Genomic DNA, 15849 nt, shown 5'->3' on the forward strand with positions numbered 1-15849 from the left:
ATATAGTTCGAGCGGCATTTTTTATCATTATGGTAGCATTTGTTTTTGATCTTTCGGATAGCCGCCTGTTGATGGGTTAGAACGATTGGAATGATTACGGACAGCAATGAAAATAGAAATAATAACGACAAGACCAACTGCCACGTAAGAAAGTGAAATAATAGTTGGATCCACTTTAAATGTTGTAAGTAGTGTACGAATATTCGTAAAGATAATAAGGCCACCAACTAATACCCCAAGTAAATGAGGTGGAACGATACGTACTAACCATGCGGCAATTGGAGCTGCGACAATACCGCCAAGCATTAAGGCGAATACCCAAACCCAGCTTACTTGTTCCCAGCCAAGTGAGATGAAGAAACCAATTGTTGCAGCGAGCGAAACAGGAAACTCACTCGTATCTACAGATCCAATAACTTTTCTAGCTTCATTTCCTCTTGCTAGCAGTACAGGTGTCGTAATTGGACCCCAGCCACCGCCACCAGTTGAATCGACGAATCCAGCGAATAAGCCGAGTGGCACAAGTTGTTTGGCAGACATACGCTTTTTGGAAGTAACAATTTGTTTTTGAATAATGAATCGTAATAAAATATAAACGCCTAAAGTGAATAAAAATATTGAAATGTACGGTTTAATCACATCGCCAGGTAAATTACTTAAAAAACATGCCCCAACAAATGCCCCAATTGCTCCGGGTAATGTTAATCTGGAAACTGTATATTTATCAACGTTTCCAAATTTGATGTGCGATGCACCAGAAGCTGCGGTTGTAACGACTTCAGCTAAGTGAACAGATGCGGATGCTACAGCTGGTGCAATACCAAACATTAATAATAGTGAGGTAGATGTTACCCCATACGCCATTCCAAGTGCCCCATCAATCAATTGAGCGAAAAATCCAATAATAGCAAAGACAATTAATTTCTGCATAAATAATCCCCCTGTAATAATAAATGAAAAAAGCACTTTTCCCGTATGAGAAAAGTGCCTTTGGTTTTTCCAATCAGCAATAATTAAATTTGTTTCATTATAATACATATTAATCATATAAATCAACTGGGTTTTGAAGTTTTTTGAATTGAATGAAAGAAAAATAAAATATACAATAAAAGGATGGAGAGAAAGGGGAGAAGGACTATGTTACGATTTGATCATCTCGTTCACGCAGTGCCTTGTACACCGAAGGAAGCAGCAAAACAAATGCAAGCGAGTGGATTTCATACTGTATTAGGCGGAGAGCATACTACTTGGGGAACTTGGAATAGTTTATGTTATTTTGATTTATCATACATAGAATTTTTAGCTGTGCAGCATGAAGAAAAAGCGAAAGAAGCAGAAAATCCATTAGTACAAGAAACGGTGGTGAAATTACAAAATGGAGAAGGAATGCTACAAATTGCAATTCGAACAGATGCCATTGAAGAATTAGCAGATAAATTTAGTAAATACGGTTTACAAACAATAGGACCATTTGAAGGGAAACGTATGAGAAAAGATGGTCGGCTTTTAGAATGGAAAATGTTATTTGTAAAGCAAGAAGAAAGCGGGCCGAGATTACCTTTTTTTATACAGTGGAATGAAACCGATGAAGAAAGAAGAAACGACTTACGCAACATAGGGACGATCACGGAACATAAAAACAAAGTGCAACACATTGAAGTGATCCATTATGCAGTGAAAAATGTTCGAGACACAGTGCGAAAGTGGAAAGAAGTAATGGGGCTAACTGCAAGTTCAGTCACAAAAAATGAAAAATGGAATGCTGAGTGCCAAAGTGTAGCGTTTGGTGACATTCATGTACAGTTTTGTGAACCGATTGGGGAAGGGCTAGTGAAAGAACACTTGATTAGGAATGGTGAATATCCTTTTGCAGTGGAGTTTAAAGGGGAGAATAAACGAGAGTATGAAGTGTTAGGTAGTTTGTACATATATGAATAGAGGGGATGTTTTGGAAGAAATAGTAAGAGAGATAGAAAGAAAACTAGAGTGGCCCTGTATTGTAAAATGTATAGCCATTACAAAAGGTTTTTCGCATGAGGAAAAATATAAAATTGAACTAGAGAATCGTGAAACGTATTTTGTAAAAGTGTGTGATTCTGCTAATTATGAACGAAAACTAGAAGAATATACGTATATGAAACAAATAGAGTTATTACATATTCCAACGCCCAAGTTAATTCATTTTATAAAACTTGAAGAATTAAATAAATGTGTTCAAGTATTTGAATGGATTGACGGAGTAAATGGTGAAGAGAGCTTACGGAAGTTATCGGTGGAAGAACAGTATGATGTAGGAAGAAAAGCAGGAGAAGTATTAAGGAGAATTCACTCAATTGAAAGAGAAAGTGCAAGTAATAAATGGGAAACATTTAGATGGAATAAATACGAAAGATACATAGAGGCACTAGCAGACTACGAGGTGAATTTTCTGGATTTGAAGCCAGTATTAACCTTTGTAGAAAACCATAAAGACTTATTAAAAAATCGTCCAATCACATTTTTACACGATGATTTCCATCCAGCAAATAGTATGATTCATAACAAGGAGTTTATCGTTATCGATTTTGGTGGATATGATTTTGGCGATCCAATACACGATTTTTATAATGTAGCGATTTTTACTACAAGAATAAGCAAACCATTTGCGGTTGGACAAGTTCACGGTTATTGCGGAGGCGAACCGTCACTTCACTTTTGGCAGCTGTACTCCTTATATGCAGCAATGACATTCCCGGCTGATATCGTTTGGACAAACCGAAGCACACCGCACCTAGTAGATGATATGAAGGAAAGACTAAATGGAATTTTAGAAGAAAATAATCATTTTTCGTCCTATGTTCCAAGATGGTATCAATCCTATCATATGGATATAATGAAAAATAAATAACGGAGGGATTCATTTGGATAAAATAGCGGTAATTTCAGATATTCATGGTAATATTCCGGCATTAGAATCTGTGCTGAAAGATATTAAATTAAGAGGAATCGAGCGCATTATTTGTCTTGGAGATTTAGTAGGAAAAGGCCCTCATTCAAGCGAAGTAATTGAAATCATTCGTAAAGAATGCGAAGGCGTTGTAATGGGGAATTGGGATGATTTCATTACAAAACCGACTGAATTTGAAGCATTAAAATGGCATCAAAAACAATTATCAGAAGAACAAAATGACTATTTAAGAAGCTTACCATTTTCGATCGAATTTTTTATGAGCGGAAAACTCATTCGTATGTTTCACGCTTCACCGAGAAGTTTATATGAAAGAATTCAACCACACGCTTCAAGAGAAGAACGTATTAGTATGTTCGAAAATAGTGATCTGACGGAAAATATAGAAGGGGAAAGAACACCAGATGTCGTTTGCTACGGTGACGTTCACCAAGCGTTCGTTCAAAATTTCAGAGGGAAAACGCTATGTAATGCTGGTAGCGTAGGAAATCCGCTTGAAATTACACAAGCTTCTTATTTAATATTCGAAGGAACTTACAATGACAAAGAAGCAGCGAGCTTTTCCATCCAATTCGTACGAGTACCGTATGATATTGAATTAGCTATCAGGCTAGCAGAAGAACTCGATATGCCAGAAATTGAAGAATACAAACAAGAATTACGGACTGCTTTATATCGAGGGTTTAAGGGGAAGTAAGCTAATAATATATCAACGATTTTTCAAATATATCTATCATAACTTAAAATATATCAACGATTCGACAAAGGATATCGATTTACCGACAAATAGTGACACGGATTATTACTTATAATTATATTATGTAAACTAATTATAAAGGGAGATATCATGAACCGAAAACAACGAATCAAAGAAATTGCAGATCATATTGTAAAGCTAAACTTAACCTATCCAACAAGAGTTGGAGTAAGTGGTATTACAGCATCAGGAAAAACAACATTTGCAAACGAACTAGCGGAAGAAATAAAAAAACGAGGATTACCAGTAACACGCGCCAGCATTGATGATTTTCATAATCCAAGAGTGATTCGCTATGCAAAAGGAAAAGAATCTGCAAGAGGGTATTATGAAGATGCACACGATTATACAGCTTTCAAAGAAAGATTATTAATGCCTTTAGGACCTAACGGGAATTTACAGTATGAAACGATTTCTCATAACTTAATAACGGATATGCCTGTACATAATGAGCCGCTATTGGCCACACAAAATATGATATTAATAGTAGATGGAACGTTTCTATTGAAAAAAGACGTTGCACATTTATTTGATTACAAAATCTTTGTAGATACAGATTTTGAGATTGCGAGAAAACGTGGTGCTAAGCGGGAAACTGAAGCTTTTGGAGGTTATGAAGAAGCAGAGAAGATGTTTTTAAACAGATATCATGCGGCCTGTAAGATGTATATAGATGAGCATAATCCGAAAGAGTGTACGGATGTTATATTTCAGAATAGTGATTTAGGAAATCCAGAAGTTATATTTCATGAAAGAGCGTAATACATAATCAGAAATATATGTATAGCCTTTTGTTTATTGTTATAATTAAATTAATTTTATGAAGCAAATAAAAGGGGATAAGACAATAAAAAACGCAAAAAGGGGACAAGAAATATAATGAATGAAGTACTAGAACTAAAAGAAGAACTACTACAAATTAAAAATAATAATTATGCTGTACCAGAAGACGTAGATGCATATCCATATGCGCAGTGGATGTTAGATTATATCGGATCACCTGATGCTGAACTGCGTGATGATTTGATATATAGTACGCTTCACAAATGGATTACAAATGATGTGTTTAGACAAAAAGAATTACGAGGGTTAATGCTACAAGCAATTAGCCCTGATTATTTATTTTATAAAATTGGTGAAAAGGGAACAGACTCTGTTTTTAAACGTGCATTCTCTGTATTAATTCCACCACTTATTTTATCTGTTCATGAAAGAGAACCGTTGTTATCGGAAGAACAATTGTACAGTGTGGCAGAACAAGTGTTGGAATATGTATATTTAGAAGAAGATGTAAGAGGCTATGTAGAAGGAAAAGGCTGGGCACACTCTACTGCACATGCAGCAGATGCACTCGATGCTTTAGCACGTACAATCCAAAATCGTGAGTTCTCATATGCAATACTAGCTGCCGTTCGTCAGAAGGTCCGCTTACATGACTACGTATACATTCACTTTGAGGATGAGAGATTAGTAGCACCAATTATGTCGTTACGTAACCAAAATCTTTTAACTGAAGAAGAGTGGAGCAACTGGTTACATAGTATAGCAACTGTTGAAGACATCCGACATCCGCAGCATGCTATTTTAGTACAAAATATTAGAGCTTTCTTAAGAAGTTTATATTTTAGAGTTTTAGAGACAGAGGGTAGTACAGCCTTTACAGATGATATATTGGAGACTTTGAAGGGGTTGCGTAGGTATTAAAAATACGTTTTTCTAAGAGAAAAGTACATAAAACCACTACATCCCAACCATACTAATAAAATGTGTTGGAGGTGATTTTTATGGACAAAAAAGACTTTGAAAAAGTGTATAATGATTATTTACATCAAGGAGAAGAGCAAGCTCAATTTGAAATAGCTCAGGAAGTTACTTCAGGAGCAGAACAAATTGTTGCTGTTCGTAAAAATGATGATGGTGATTTAATAGCGTTTAAAACAAGTAGCGGGAGAGAGTTAGATTATATGACTGCTCTTAATGAAGCAAAATCAGGGAAGTTAGCTCATGTGGATGTATTTCATAAGTATGGCAGAGATATTATACGTAGTGAACCTGATGGAATAAAAGAAAATAATTTAGATAATTTACCTTCATTTTAAACGGGTAAACCTCAAGAAGAGAATGTTCATTTGGAGATTCTCTTCTTTGTTTTGCGAAGTTTTCCTTGCAAATAGACGATTCATTTTTAAAGTGCGATCATACTTTTAAAGAGTGCTCTAAATTTCTCTTTATCTTCTGCTGTAAATGGTTTCGGTCCCTTTGTACGTTTACCACTTTTTCGAACCATTGCACTTAAATATCGTGTTTGTAACAATTGTTCAATGTTATCATTCGTATACTTATAGCCTTTATGGTGTAGTACGATACAGCCTTTTGCTAAAGCGAGTGAAGCAAGACCATAATCTTGTGTTACGATTAAATCTTCTTTTTTTGCTAATTGCATAATTCGGTAATCTGCAGCATCTGCTCCGGAATCAACATATATTGTTTCCACACCTTTTGTTTGTTCCGCATTAGAATAATGAGAAAAGCTAGTAACGAGGGTTACAGGGATTTCTGCATTCGTAGCTTCAAAAATAATTACATCTTTTACAGGACAAGCATCTGCATCAACGTAAATTTTCATTATTATCACTCCTATAACTAGGTTCGTGTTGATAATAATGGTAGATTTAGGTTTTGTCAAACGAGTAATATCTTCCGCAATTTAATACGTATGTATTTTTATAAGATAAACGAATATTTCGAACTAAATAACGAATGTACTATAGATTTTAATAAGTGGTTATATGTAGTGATGTGAAAATTTCTTAATACGAAAGTATTAGGAAGTTTTAATTGAATTTCATTCTGCGGATTGATTTTTAATAGCGTTTATTTGGATAAAATAGCGATTGAATATATATAAATAAAATGTATTTTAAATTAGAGGATCATTTCATGTTACTGCTCTATGCAATGGTTTCAAAAGATAAGTAAGTCTGAAATTAATCAGGAGGGCCGAATGAGGAGTTTAGATTTATCACAAACAACTATTAATATATCAAAAAATGATCTTATTTATAAAACGAATGATGATAAGTATTGGGTGTATGAAGTGATTTTTCAATTGCAAGAAGGAATACCACCTCATAGCCATCCGTTTGGAGAAGATTGTGCCGTTGTGTTGTCAGGTCATTTGGATTATTATATTTCAAATAAAAAAATATATATATTTGAGGGTGAGAATGCGGAGATAAAAACTTCAAATCCCATAGTATTTATTAAGTATACAGCTAGATTGTGAGAATGGAGAGTTGATTTTCTCTATTTATAATAAATGTGTAGTTAGGAATATGAAAGAGGACTATTAAGGATGGGCGGAAAGGTGAATTAATCATAATGAGTTACAATTTATAAGAATCATTCTTAGAAGTAGGGAAGAAATATAGAGAAAAACGAAAAATCTGGAAAAGAAAGCCCCCTGTATCAATCATCAGGAGCTTTCTTATAATTTAATTTTGGAATGAAGCTTCTTTTCATTATTTTTTGCTAACTTATTATCTGGAGTTAATGAATAAAGAAGTTTTAAATGTATTAAAAAGTTATTTTATTTCCCGCAAACCAAAATAGCCTCACGTAAACGAGAAATCCCTTCCTCAATTTGATTAATATTCACTTTTCCATAAGATAAACGAATATAACCATCTTTCGCGCCGAAAATACTGCCTGGCATAAAGGCGATTTCTTGTTTTAAACTTTGCATAATGAGTTGTTTTTCGTTTATCGGTTCGTATAATTTTCCCCATATGTATATACCGCCGGTCGGGTTTGAAAAAGAGATTTTGTCGTGAAGTTGCTCATTTAAGGCGCGAACGATAACGTCTCTTTTTTCCGTTAATTGTTTTCGTAACGGTACGATATGAGACTGAAATGGTACAGTTTCGAAAAATTGTTGCATAAGCCACTGCGGGAAAATGCTCATACCTAATTCCATTTGATGCCTTGCGTCGGATAACCTTTCTACTACAGACTGCGGGGCGACGAGCCAACCGACTCGTAATCCTGGTGCAATCATCTTTGATAAGGAATGTACATAAATGACTGTTCCATTTTCATCAATCGATTTCAAAGTAGGGCAAGGTTGTTTCTTTTCTAACGTAAGCAAGCTGGATGGATCATCTTCAACGATTGCAATTCGTAAATCTGCGCAAAGTGATAATAGTTTTTTTCTACGGTTTGGATGAAGCATCGTTCCCGTAGGGTTTTGGAAATTTGGATTTAAAAAGATCATTTTAATACGGTGTTTTCTATATAACTCCTGTACATCATCTGGGTTAATCCCATGTTCATCGACAGGTAATGGGAAAATACGAATACCTGCTGATTGGAATAGAGGCAGGGAATAACAGTGTGAAGGACTTTCGAAAGCAACAGCATCACCTGGATTTAATAAACATTGTACGATAAGATGAAGTGCTTGTTGAGCGCCGGATGTAATCATAATGGATTGTTCAGTCGCTTCCACTTTTAAATATTCCTTCATATATTTTACTACCGCTTGTCTCAATGGGAGATAACCTTGCGGGTGATCATAACTTAATGAATGCGTTAACGGTTGTTCTCGCAAAATCGCTTGTAGTTGATCATGAGGATAGAGATTACAACCGAGTTCTCCGTTTGCAAAATCTATAATATTTTCATTTTGTTGTACTTCTGCCCGAATATGGCGAAGTAACGGTAAGTTTGGTAAAAACGTACCACCTTCTACGAAGTTTCTCCAGTTTGGTGTTAATGTTGGAGAAACACCCCACATATGTGTACTTACACGTGTACCTTTACCAGTTGTACTTTCTACAATTCCCATAGCACGTAGTTCATTATAAGCAGTCGTTACTGTACTTCGGTTTACATTTAACTGTGTAGCTAATTTCCGTTCGGAAGGGAGGAAGCTACCTGGAGGAAGTTCTCCATATGTAATACGTTTTTCAATAAAGTCAACAACTTGCTGATAAATAGGGATTTTACTGTCACTATCTAGCTTCCATTCCATAAAAATGCCTCCGTATCTTTTATATAAATCCAGTATAGCAAATTGGCTGGGTAAAAAAACAGCCAATTGGACGGTGTTATATCCAGCCAATTTTACTATGCTAAATATGGAAGGGGAGATTCGGATGAAAAGATGGCAAATGGAATGGCTCCTAGTATCAGTAGCATTAGTATGGGGAGCAAATTATACAATTGGAAAGTATGGCGTGGCATTTATGTCATCCATTCAATTTAATAGTTTACGATTTTTAGTAGCATCACCGGTATTATTACTTATTACATTTTTAATGGAACGCTCATTACGTATTGAAAGAAATGATTGGTTACGATTAGTAGCAGTCGGCATCGTTGGAACGACAATGTATCAAACGATGTTTATGTTATCTGTGAAATATACTTCAGCAACGAACGCCTCATTATTAATTGCGATGTCACCTATTTTTACAGGGATATTAGCGGTATTACACAAACAAGAACGTTTTTCGATGAAAGTACAAATTGGTTCAATAGTAGCGTTTATTGGTGCAGCATTCGTTTTATTAACAGGGCATACAGGAGGAGCTACTTACGAGTATGCGTGGCTTGGAAATATAATTGGATTAGTCGCAGCAATTGCGTGGGGATGGTATCCAATTTTAGCACAACCTCTTATTACAAAATACTCTGCAATGAGAGTTACATCATGGTCTACATTAATTGGAATTGTACCACTAGTTATATATTGTTTATTCAACGTAAACACATTAACGTGGCCAGTAGACATGCCAAGCTGGGGTTCACTAGCATATTCAATCATCTTTGCGACAATCTTCGGACTTGCGATGTGGTATGTCGGCATTAGTAAAATAGGCTCAACAAAAGTAATGGTTTATATGTATCTCGTACCATTATTCGCAGTGATCTTTGCAGCTGTAACAATTGGAGAGCAAATCAATATGATGCAACTTGTTGGCGGACTTATAATATTTGTGGGTTTATATGTTGTAAAAAAAGGCGGAATCAAAAAGCCAGCTCTCAATTTGAAAAAAGTAAGTTAACAGTAAAAATGATCTCTTTCATATAGAAGGAGATCATTTTTGTTTTCGTAATAAAAGAGCTTGTTCAATGGCCCATTTTTGATGATCATGAAGTAGAAATTCTACAGCATGCAATGGAGATATCCACCTTAGAACATGATCCTCCTCACAGTTTTCAGTTTGTTTCTGCACCATGTTTGTAATATAAAAGAACCCATCATTCAAATAATATGTATCTTCCTTTTCTGCATAAAAATATCGAGCTGCATTACCAATATATTGATTAATTTCAATTGTCCATCCTAATTCCTCTAGTAGTTCGCGGTGCAAACATTCTTCTTTTGTTTCATTACCTTCCATACCGCCACCAGGTAAAAAGTAACGGTCTCCTTTTTGGATAACAGCAATCATTAAAGAAGATGAATGGAAAATAACCGCATAGCAACTAGGCTGTAATACATAATGAACAGTGGGATTTTTAGAACCAAATGTAAGCTTTGAAATCATAAAACACGACCTTTCTCTATAAAATACATAAAAGGGATAATAAGGTAAATGACGAATTGTATTAAGGTAATCCTTGTTGATTGGAGTGATATCAAAATGATAAATCGAAAATGTTCAAGGTGTAAAGATATAACGGGTACAATACATGGGGGTAAAAAAATTAAGGAAGAATTTTTGTGTGAAGATTGTCTTCAAAAAGGAATTGCGAGCGGGGAAATCGAATTATCACAAGTGGAGAAAGGACAAAATTCTTATCTTTCTATAAAAATATTAAAAATAATGAGTGTTATTTATTTAATCGTATCTATTATAACAGCTTTTTCTGCCGGAGCACTTATACAGGATCCAGGACTTGGCGGAATAACATTTTCAATAACAGGTGCAGTTGGTGTTATGATAATTGGATCGATATTCCAGTCTGTTCTTGTATTTTGCGGGATATGGGTATTCATCCTATTAGTAGAAACAGTCATTAAAATTTATGAAAAAATGAAGTGAGTGAGAGGGAGAAACATATGCGAGTAAGAAACATCCAAGGGGAAGATTATGTAAAGATTCATTCTGTTTTAAATGAATGGTGGGGCGGGAGAGACATGGCTGCTATGTTGCCAAAATTATTTTTCGTTCATTTTCAAGAAACGAGTTTTATCATTGAAGAAGATGGCGAAACGTTAGGTTTCTTATGCGGATTCTTTTCACAAACACATAAAGAGGAAGCGTACGTTCATTTTATCGGTGTCAATCCGAAATATAGAAGAAAAGGAATTGCATCGACATTGTATTCTTATTTCTTTGATGTCACTCGTGCAAGCAACCGTAAAGTTGTAAAAGCAATCACGTCACCAGTAAATAAAAAATCGATACTATTTCATCAAGAAATCGGCTTTCGAATTGAGGCTGGGGATGATGAAATAGAAGGTGTATCCGTACATACAAATTATGATGGGAATGGCGGGAGTAGAGTTTTATTTTTAAAACATGTGTAAAGTAGGCTAGCGCGAAGTTAGCCTTTTTGTTGTGAGGAGGAAAGTATATGGAGAGTGTTCAAAGTAAAGATGAGTACTTACGTCGCATCTATAAAGTGCAAGATTATATAGAATTACATATAAATGATGCACTTTCAATTGAAGCGTTAGCCGATGTAGCAGGATTTTCAAAGTTTCATTTTCATAGAATTTTTAAAGGGATAGTAGATGAGCCGTTATCTCGGTATGTAAATCGCTTGAAACTAGAAAGGGCAACTCACCTTATTACATATCGTCCGGATATGACGATCACAGACATTGCGTATCACTTCGGTTTCACAGATTCAGCAGTTTTCTCCCGTACATTTAAAAATTATTACGGAGTAAGTCCATCTCAATATCGAAACTACAATAGCAAGAATTGCAAAGACGTAAGTGAACCTTCTCAATACAATGAATGTAAGAAGGTTCGAGGAAATGTTGAAATTGTAACAGCGGACGATAGAAACGTCGCATACATAAGACATATCGGTACATATGAAGAGTTAACTATAGTTTTTCCAAAAATGATAGAGAAATTATTTCGTTATGCAGCGGAGCAAAACTATCATATATTTGGGGATACGAAAGTATTAACAATTTACCATGACCATCATGAATTTACTGAGGACTATCATTTAAGAACAAGTTTATGTATAACAATTCCAGATGAATCCGCAGTAGGAACGAGTGATATTGGAATAATGGTAATACCTTCAGGGAAATATGCGGTAGGCCATTTTGAAATACGTCAAGATGAATATAAAGGTGCATGGGACTTTTTATACGGCGAATGGCTCCCAAATAGCGGATATAAACCGAGAGATGCGTATCCTTTTGAAGTATATAGAAATGATCCAAGAAAGCATCCAGAACATAAACATATAGTGGATATATATGTACCGATCGAACCTTTTTAATCATAGATTAAGGGGGAAAAATGATGAAAACTTTTGAAGAGTTGGATTACAAGATAAAAGAAGACTATAAAAATATAAACGGTATGTTAGTAGTGCATAAAGGTAATGTTGTTTTTGAAAACTATTATAATGGTTACGGTCCAGATGATGCATACCATGTAGCGTCTGTCACAAAAACGGTAATCTCTGCGCTCATTGGGATATGTATAGATAAAGGCTATATAAAAAGTGTTGATCAAAAAGTAATAGAGTTTTTTCCTGAATATAACGTTAAGTCATCAGAAGTAACAGTGCGACACCTACTTACAATGACAGCTCCATATCCTTTTGTAGACTGGCAGGAACCGTTAGAAGAACTATGCACACAACAGAATTGGGTACAGTATACACTTAATAGAATGGGGAACGGCGGAGAAATTGGATCTTTTAAATATTCTTCTGCAGGAGCACATGTACTATCAGCAATTATTTCGAGTGCAACAGGAAAAAGTGCGCGTGAATTTGCGAATGAACAGCTATTTCAGCCACTCGGTATGAGAGAAATTCCAAACTACAATATGAAAGCATTTGGATTTGATGACTTATTCGGAAAAGATGTAAAAGGATGGGTTCACGATCCAAACGATATTACAACTGGCGGATGGGGACTGACGTTAACGGTTAGGGATATGGCTAAGTTTGGACGTTTGTATTTGAATGAAGGTACTTATAATAGAAAGCAAATTCTTTCAAAGTCGTGGATACAAGAATCAACGGCGATGAATCCAAATCGATATGGTTACTTATGGTGGTTACGAGAAGAGGGTGGTATCTTTTCATACTGTGCCATGGGCGATGGTGGAAATGTGATTTGTTGTGTACCGGAGAAGGAATTGGTTGTGGTGATTGCTTCTGAAGTCATACCGAATGCAGAGGATAGATGGAAGTTAATTAAAGAGTCCATATTTCCTTATTTAAAAGATTAATATGGTTATTTTTATAAAAATAAGAATAAAAGGTTAAGTTATACTTGTTATATTCTCCATGATTGAAATAAGTGTTGTGAGAACAAAGTTGTTCAACTATAGTTAGAAAACTTCAACACCTATACGATTATTGAATAATTGCAAGGTGTTGAAGTGCTTTATAATTTGTTTAGGCACTTTTAACTATTTTTTAACTTTTCGATGTATTAGATAAATCATGCAAAACATAATTGCCAGCAAGCTAAATTTAACTAATTCCATTAGGCTAATATCGCATTTTGTTTCTACTCCATCTGTTAAATAAAATACATTGAACATGCCATGTAAAATTGCAGGTGTTATCACAGAATGGCTATACTCTCTCGTATACGTCAAAATTATAGATAAAATAAATAATAACGAGAGATAGCTTAATATTCCTACAAACCATAATTCATAGTTTTTATAAAAGATTGATACTGGTAAATGCCATAAAGACCAAAGCGATGCAGTAATGATTGCTGTTTGTTTTAATGAATATTTTTTTCGTAAATGGTAATGAAAATTTCCGCGCCATATGATTTCTTCTAAAAATGCAGACAAAGCAGCAATTGTAAGACCAATGAGTAGGAGAAATCCCAATTCATTACAATGATTAAATAAGAATTTTATATTATAAATATAAAAATAGAAATGTAGACATAGCCCTAGAAGTAGTGGCAATAATATGGAGAAAATTAATGGTTTTATTTTTGGACGTGAAATTCCAAATGTATGAACCATTTTTTGTTTCTTATATAATTTCTGATATAAAATAGCAGCTAAAAGCGGAATAACCATCGTAAACCCTAAATAATTACGACCATTTTCTATGTTCAGTAAGATGATATATACAAACGATGTAAGAAAATAAATACATAGAGTTGAATGATAAACTATATTTCTATTTATATTTTTCACCTACTTACATGTATAAGTGATTAATCAAATATCCGATATTTTAATTATATATGAAATGGAAATTACATATGTTGAACTTGTGGAAAAAGTTAGACCAATCCCGTAACTTTTCACAACAAAAATTCGTTTAACAAAAGAAAGGATTTTCAATCACGAATGGGGGAGAACTATGAAGATTTTAATTCTAGGTGGTACGCGATTTTTAGGAAGAGCTTTTGTAGAAGAGGCTTTAAAAAGAGGGCATGAAGTTACATTATTTAATCGCGGAACAAATAAAGAAATTTTTCCTGAAGTAGAGCAGTTAATCGGTGACAGAAATAATGATGTCTCAAGTTTAGAAAATCGAAAATGGGACGTTGTCATAGATACGTGTGGGTTTTCTCCGCACCATATTCGGAATGTTGGCGAAGTATTAAAAGATAATGTAAAGCATTATATATTCATCTCAAGCCTTTCCGTATATAAAGATTGGATTCTGCATCATATAAAAGAAGACTATATATTACAACCTGAACCAACAAGTGATCGGATAAAGGCTGTAGAGAATGGTGAAATATCGCCTTATGAGCATTATGGTGCGCTAAAGGTATTATGTGAAAAAGAAGCAGAGAAGTATTGGCCGGGGCGTGTTTTACATGTAAGAGCAGGACTTCTTTCGGGAATGTTTGATTATACAGATCGCCTTCCATACTGGGTTCAGCGTGTAGCAAAGGGCGGGAAAGTGTTAGTACCAGGAAGAAAAGATCGTCCAGTGCAATTAGTTGATATAAAAGACGTCGCAAGCTTTGGACTAAACATGGTAGAAAATAATAAAGCCGGTACATTCAATATAACAGGTCCAAATGATGAATTGACGATGGAAGAGCTATTAAATACGTGTAAAAAGGTTACGAATAGTGATGCTGAATTCGTTTGGGTCGATGAATCTTTTATGAAGGAACATAAAGTACAGCCTTGGACAGAGATGCCTTTATGGCTTCCGGAAACTTTTCCATTAGAAGGGGAAACGAAGCCGTGGAAAGGTGGATTTTCTATTAGTATTGAGAATGCTGTTAAAGCAGGGCTTACTTTTAGAAGATTAGAAGATACTGTTACAGATGTGTATGACTGGGTGAATGAAATGAAAGAGAGGGGATTAAAGGCAGGTATTTCAGTTGAAAGGGAGAAAGAATTATTAGAAAAGTGGAATGGATAGTTTTTATAGATAATAGGAATGGAGAGAAATATGATACGTCAATTAAAAAAGGTTAGAAAAAGGACGACAATTTCAACAGTTATAATGCTCTTGCTAACGGTCATTCTCGTAGGAAATAGTACGTGGTATATCTCTCATTCCTTTTCTTCTGAATTTTTTCAATTGCCGATGCCTTTGGATAGTAAGCTAATTAAAGATTATGAAGCAGATGAGAAGAATTGGATTGAATTAGCAAATGGCGGATATTGGGAAGTGGTAGCGAATCGTGTTATAGAAACGAAGCAATCGAAGGCAGAAGTAATCTCATTCTATCAAAAAAAAGGGAAGTTAAAGTATCCAAATTCTAACGAGGCTGGTGTAGAAATTCAGCTCTATTTTTTAGATGATAGTACAGTAGTAGAAACCGAAAAGGGGAATTATTACCGAGATAAGATAGGAGATACTCGTTATGTAAATGAATATGATATTAGAGATAAAAAGAAGGAAAAACAACCTAGTGATCCAGAGATAATAACATATATAATCCAAGTACATACCCAATTTGATTATTGGTATAAACTTGATTGAA

At 34.9% G+C, this 15849-nt stretch carries 19 protein-coding genes; 14 read left to right on the forward strand and 5 right to left on the reverse strand.

The annotated features are described in order from the left end of the window. Nucleotides 1-27: 27 nt before the first annotated feature. Complete coding sequence (locus A6J74_RS29515) at nucleotides 28-1038, reverse strand: sulfite exporter TauE/SafE family protein (protein ID WP_016108694.1); 1011 nt, start codon at nucleotides 1036-1038, stop codon at nucleotides 28-30. A gap of 99 nt (nucleotides 1039-1137) precedes the next feature. Here A6J74_RS29515 and A6J74_RS29520 point away from each other — a divergent pair, with 99 nt between their 5' ends. From A6J74_RS29520 to A6J74_RS29545, 6 genes are all read left to right on the forward strand, one after another. Continuing rightward, the gene (locus tag A6J74_RS29520) at nucleotides 1138-1938 is read left to right on the forward strand and encodes a VOC family protein (protein WP_000943366.1); all 801 of its coding nucleotides are present in this window, start codon (nucleotides 1138-1140) and stop codon (nucleotides 1936-1938) included. A gap of 10 nt (nucleotides 1939-1948) precedes the next feature. Then, nucleotides 1949-2887, forward strand: coding sequence for an aminoglycoside phosphotransferase family protein (locus tag A6J74_RS29525; protein WP_002048477.1), 939 nt, complete (start codon nucleotides 1949-1951; stop codon nucleotides 2885-2887). 13 nt (nucleotides 2888-2900) lie between these two features. After that, entirely contained in the window at nucleotides 2901-3644 is a 744-nt protein-coding gene (locus A6J74_RS29530) for a metallophosphoesterase family protein (RefSeq protein WP_000357625.1), read from the forward strand. A 150-nt stretch (nucleotides 3645-3794) separates the two neighbouring features. Further along, nucleotides 3795-4466 (forward strand): nucleoside/nucleotide kinase family protein, encoded by a 672-nt coding sequence (locus A6J74_RS29535; protein WP_001080559.1) that lies wholly within the window; start codon nucleotides 3795-3797, stop codon nucleotides 4464-4466. 117 nt (nucleotides 4467-4583) lie between these two features. Next, the gene (locus tag A6J74_RS29540; RefSeq protein ID WP_001006662.1) at nucleotides 4584-5408 is read left to right on the forward strand and encodes a DUF2785 domain-containing protein; all 825 of its coding nucleotides are present in this window, start codon (nucleotides 4584-4586) and stop codon (nucleotides 5406-5408) included. A gap of 80 nt (nucleotides 5409-5488) precedes the next feature. Beyond that, nucleotides 5489-5803 carry a DUF3892 domain-containing protein gene (locus A6J74_RS29545; RefSeq protein ID WP_000358159.1) on the forward strand — a complete coding sequence of 105 codons (315 nt, stop codon included), beginning with the start codon at nucleotides 5489-5491 and terminating at the stop codon, nucleotides 5801-5803. Between the two features lie 86 nt (nucleotides 5804-5889). Here A6J74_RS29545 and A6J74_RS29550 read toward each other — a convergent pair whose 3' ends face one another. After that, nucleotides 5890-6330, reverse strand: coding sequence for a YaiI/YqxD family protein (locus tag A6J74_RS29550; protein ID WP_000708765.1), 441 nt, complete (start codon nucleotides 6328-6330; stop codon nucleotides 5890-5892). 378 nt (nucleotides 6331-6708) lie between these two features. On the opposite strand from A6J74_RS29550, the gene A6J74_RS29555 reads away from it, so the two are divergent. Continuing rightward, complete coding sequence (locus A6J74_RS29555) at nucleotides 6709-6990, forward strand: cupin domain-containing protein (protein ID WP_080609774.1); 282 nt, start codon at nucleotides 6709-6711, stop codon at nucleotides 6988-6990. Nucleotides 6991-7293: 303 nt separating this feature from the next. Here the strand turns inward: A6J74_RS29555 and pdxR are convergent, their stop codons facing one another. Next, on the reverse strand, nucleotides 7294-8736 hold the full coding sequence (gene pdxR, locus A6J74_RS29560) for a MocR-like pyridoxine biosynthesis transcription factor PdxR (protein ID WP_000454921.1): 1443 nt from the start codon (nucleotides 8734-8736) through the stop codon (nucleotides 7294-7296). A 124-nt stretch (nucleotides 8737-8860) separates the two neighbouring features. On the opposite strand from pdxR, the gene A6J74_RS29565 reads away from it, so the two are divergent. Next, on the forward strand, nucleotides 8861-9772 hold the full coding sequence (locus tag A6J74_RS29565; protein WP_000832950.1) for a DMT family transporter: 912 nt from the start codon (nucleotides 8861-8863) through the stop codon (nucleotides 9770-9772). 33 nt (nucleotides 9773-9805) lie between these two features. On the opposite strand, the gene A6J74_RS29570 is transcribed toward A6J74_RS29565, so the two are convergent. Next, nucleotides 9806-10258, reverse strand: a complete 453-nt coding sequence (locus A6J74_RS29570) for an NUDIX hydrolase (RefSeq protein WP_000624014.1) — start codon at nucleotides 10256-10258, stop codon at nucleotides 9806-9808. A 96-nt stretch (nucleotides 10259-10354) separates the two neighbouring features. Between A6J74_RS29570 and A6J74_RS29575 the strand changes: the two genes are divergently transcribed. Genes A6J74_RS29575 through A6J74_RS29590 form a run of 4 tightly spaced genes read left to right on the forward strand, consistent with a single transcriptional unit; the run spans nucleotide 10355 to nucleotide 13147 of the window. Next, complete coding sequence (locus tag A6J74_RS29575) at nucleotides 10355-10756, forward strand: DUF3980 domain-containing protein (RefSeq protein ID WP_002038991.1); 402 nt, start codon at nucleotides 10355-10357, stop codon at nucleotides 10754-10756. A 17-nt stretch (nucleotides 10757-10773) separates the two neighbouring features. Then, a complete protein-coding gene (locus A6J74_RS29580) occupies nucleotides 10774-11244 on the forward strand; it encodes a GNAT family N-acetyltransferase (RefSeq protein WP_001266068.1) in 471 nt (156 codons plus the stop codon). Nucleotides 11245-11291: 47 nt separating this feature from the next. Next, nucleotides 11292-12182, forward strand: a complete 891-nt coding sequence (locus A6J74_RS29585; protein WP_000446743.1) for an AraC family transcriptional regulator — start codon at nucleotides 11292-11294, stop codon at nucleotides 12180-12182. A gap of 23 nt (nucleotides 12183-12205) precedes the next feature. Further along, on the forward strand, nucleotides 12206-13147 hold the full coding sequence (locus A6J74_RS29590) for a serine hydrolase domain-containing protein (RefSeq protein WP_000846445.1): 942 nt from the start codon (nucleotides 12206-12208) through the stop codon (nucleotides 13145-13147). A gap of 183 nt (nucleotides 13148-13330) precedes the next feature. On the opposite strand, the gene A6J74_RS29595 is transcribed toward A6J74_RS29590, so the two are convergent. Beyond that, a complete protein-coding gene (locus tag A6J74_RS29595) occupies nucleotides 13331-14086 on the reverse strand; it encodes a CPBP family intramembrane glutamic endopeptidase (protein ID WP_002048464.1) in 756 nt (251 codons plus the stop codon). 169 nt (nucleotides 14087-14255) lie between these two features. Between A6J74_RS29595 and A6J74_RS29600 the strand changes: the two genes are divergently transcribed. Both A6J74_RS29600 and A6J74_RS29605 read left to right on the forward strand, forming a co-directional pair. Further along, a complete protein-coding gene (locus tag A6J74_RS29600; RefSeq protein WP_000697709.1) occupies nucleotides 14256-15281 on the forward strand; it encodes an SDR family oxidoreductase in 1026 nt (341 codons plus the stop codon). A gap of 30 nt (nucleotides 15282-15311) precedes the next feature. Next, nucleotides 15312-15848: a hypothetical protein gene (locus A6J74_RS29605; protein WP_000621041.1), complete on the forward strand. Its 537-nt coding sequence runs from the start codon at nucleotides 15312-15314 to the stop codon at nucleotides 15846-15848. The last annotated feature ends 1 nt before the right edge of the window (nucleotide 15849 follow it).

The sequence above is a fragment of the Bacillus sp. FDAARGOS_235 genome, from assembly GCF_002073415.2.
GTDB lineage: Bacteria > Bacillota > Bacilli > Bacillales > Bacillaceae_G > Bacillus_A > Bacillus_A toyonensis.

Bases quoted from the DNA above. Each gene is read 5' to 3' on its own strand.
- A6J74_RS29580 (WP_001266068.1), top strand. From the start codon at position 10,774: ATGCGAGTAAGAAACATCCAAGGGGAAGATTATGTAAAGATTCATTCT.
- A6J74_RS29520 (WP_000943366.1), top strand. From the start codon at position 1,138: ATGTTACGATTTGATCATCTCGTTCACGCAGTGCCTTGTACACCGAAG.
- A6J74_RS29605 (WP_000621041.1), top strand. From the start codon at position 15,312: ATGATACGTCAATTAAAAAAGGTTAGAAAAAGGACGACAATTTCAACA.
- A6J74_RS29515 (WP_016108694.1), bottom strand. From the start codon at position 1,038: ATGTATTATAATGAAACAAATTTAATTATTGCTGATTGGAAAAACCAA.
- A6J74_RS29565 (WP_000832950.1), top strand. From the start codon at position 8,861: ATGAAAAGATGGCAAATGGAATGGCTCCTAGTATCAGTAGCATTAGTA.
- A6J74_RS29575 (WP_002038991.1), top strand. From the start codon at position 10,355: ATGATAAATCGAAAATGTTCAAGGTGTAAAGATATAACGGGTACAATA.
- A6J74_RS29555 (WP_080609774.1), top strand. From the start codon at position 6,709: ATGAGGAGTTTAGATTTATCACAAACAACTATTAATATATCAAAAAAT.
- A6J74_RS29590 (WP_000846445.1), top strand. From the start codon at position 12,206: ATGAAAACTTTTGAAGAGTTGGATTACAAGATAAAAGAAGACTATAAA.
- A6J74_RS29550 (WP_000708765.1), bottom strand. From the start codon at position 6,330: ATGAAAATTTACGTTGATGCAGATGCTTGTCCTGTAAAAGATGTAATT.
- A6J74_RS29585 (WP_000446743.1), top strand. From the start codon at position 11,292: ATGGAGAGTGTTCAAAGTAAAGATGAGTACTTACGTCGCATCTATAAA.
- A6J74_RS29535 (WP_001080559.1), top strand. From the start codon at position 3,795: ATGAACCGAAAACAACGAATCAAAGAAATTGCAGATCATATTGTAAAG.
- A6J74_RS29570 (WP_000624014.1), bottom strand. From the start codon at position 10,258: ATGATTTCAAAGCTTACATTTGGTTCTAAAAATCCCACTGTTCATTAT.
- A6J74_RS29540 (WP_001006662.1), top strand. From the start codon at position 4,584: ATGAATGAAGTACTAGAACTAAAAGAAGAACTACTACAAATTAAAAAT.
- A6J74_RS29600 (WP_000697709.1), top strand. From the start codon at position 14,256: ATGAAGATTTTAATTCTAGGTGGTACGCGATTTTTAGGAAGAGCTTTT.
- pdxR (WP_000454921.1), bottom strand. From the start codon at position 8,736: ATGGAATGGAAGCTAGATAGTGACAGTAAAATCCCTATTTATCAGCAA.
- A6J74_RS29545 (WP_000358159.1), top strand. From the start codon at position 5,489: ATGGACAAAAAAGACTTTGAAAAAGTGTATAATGATTATTTACATCAA.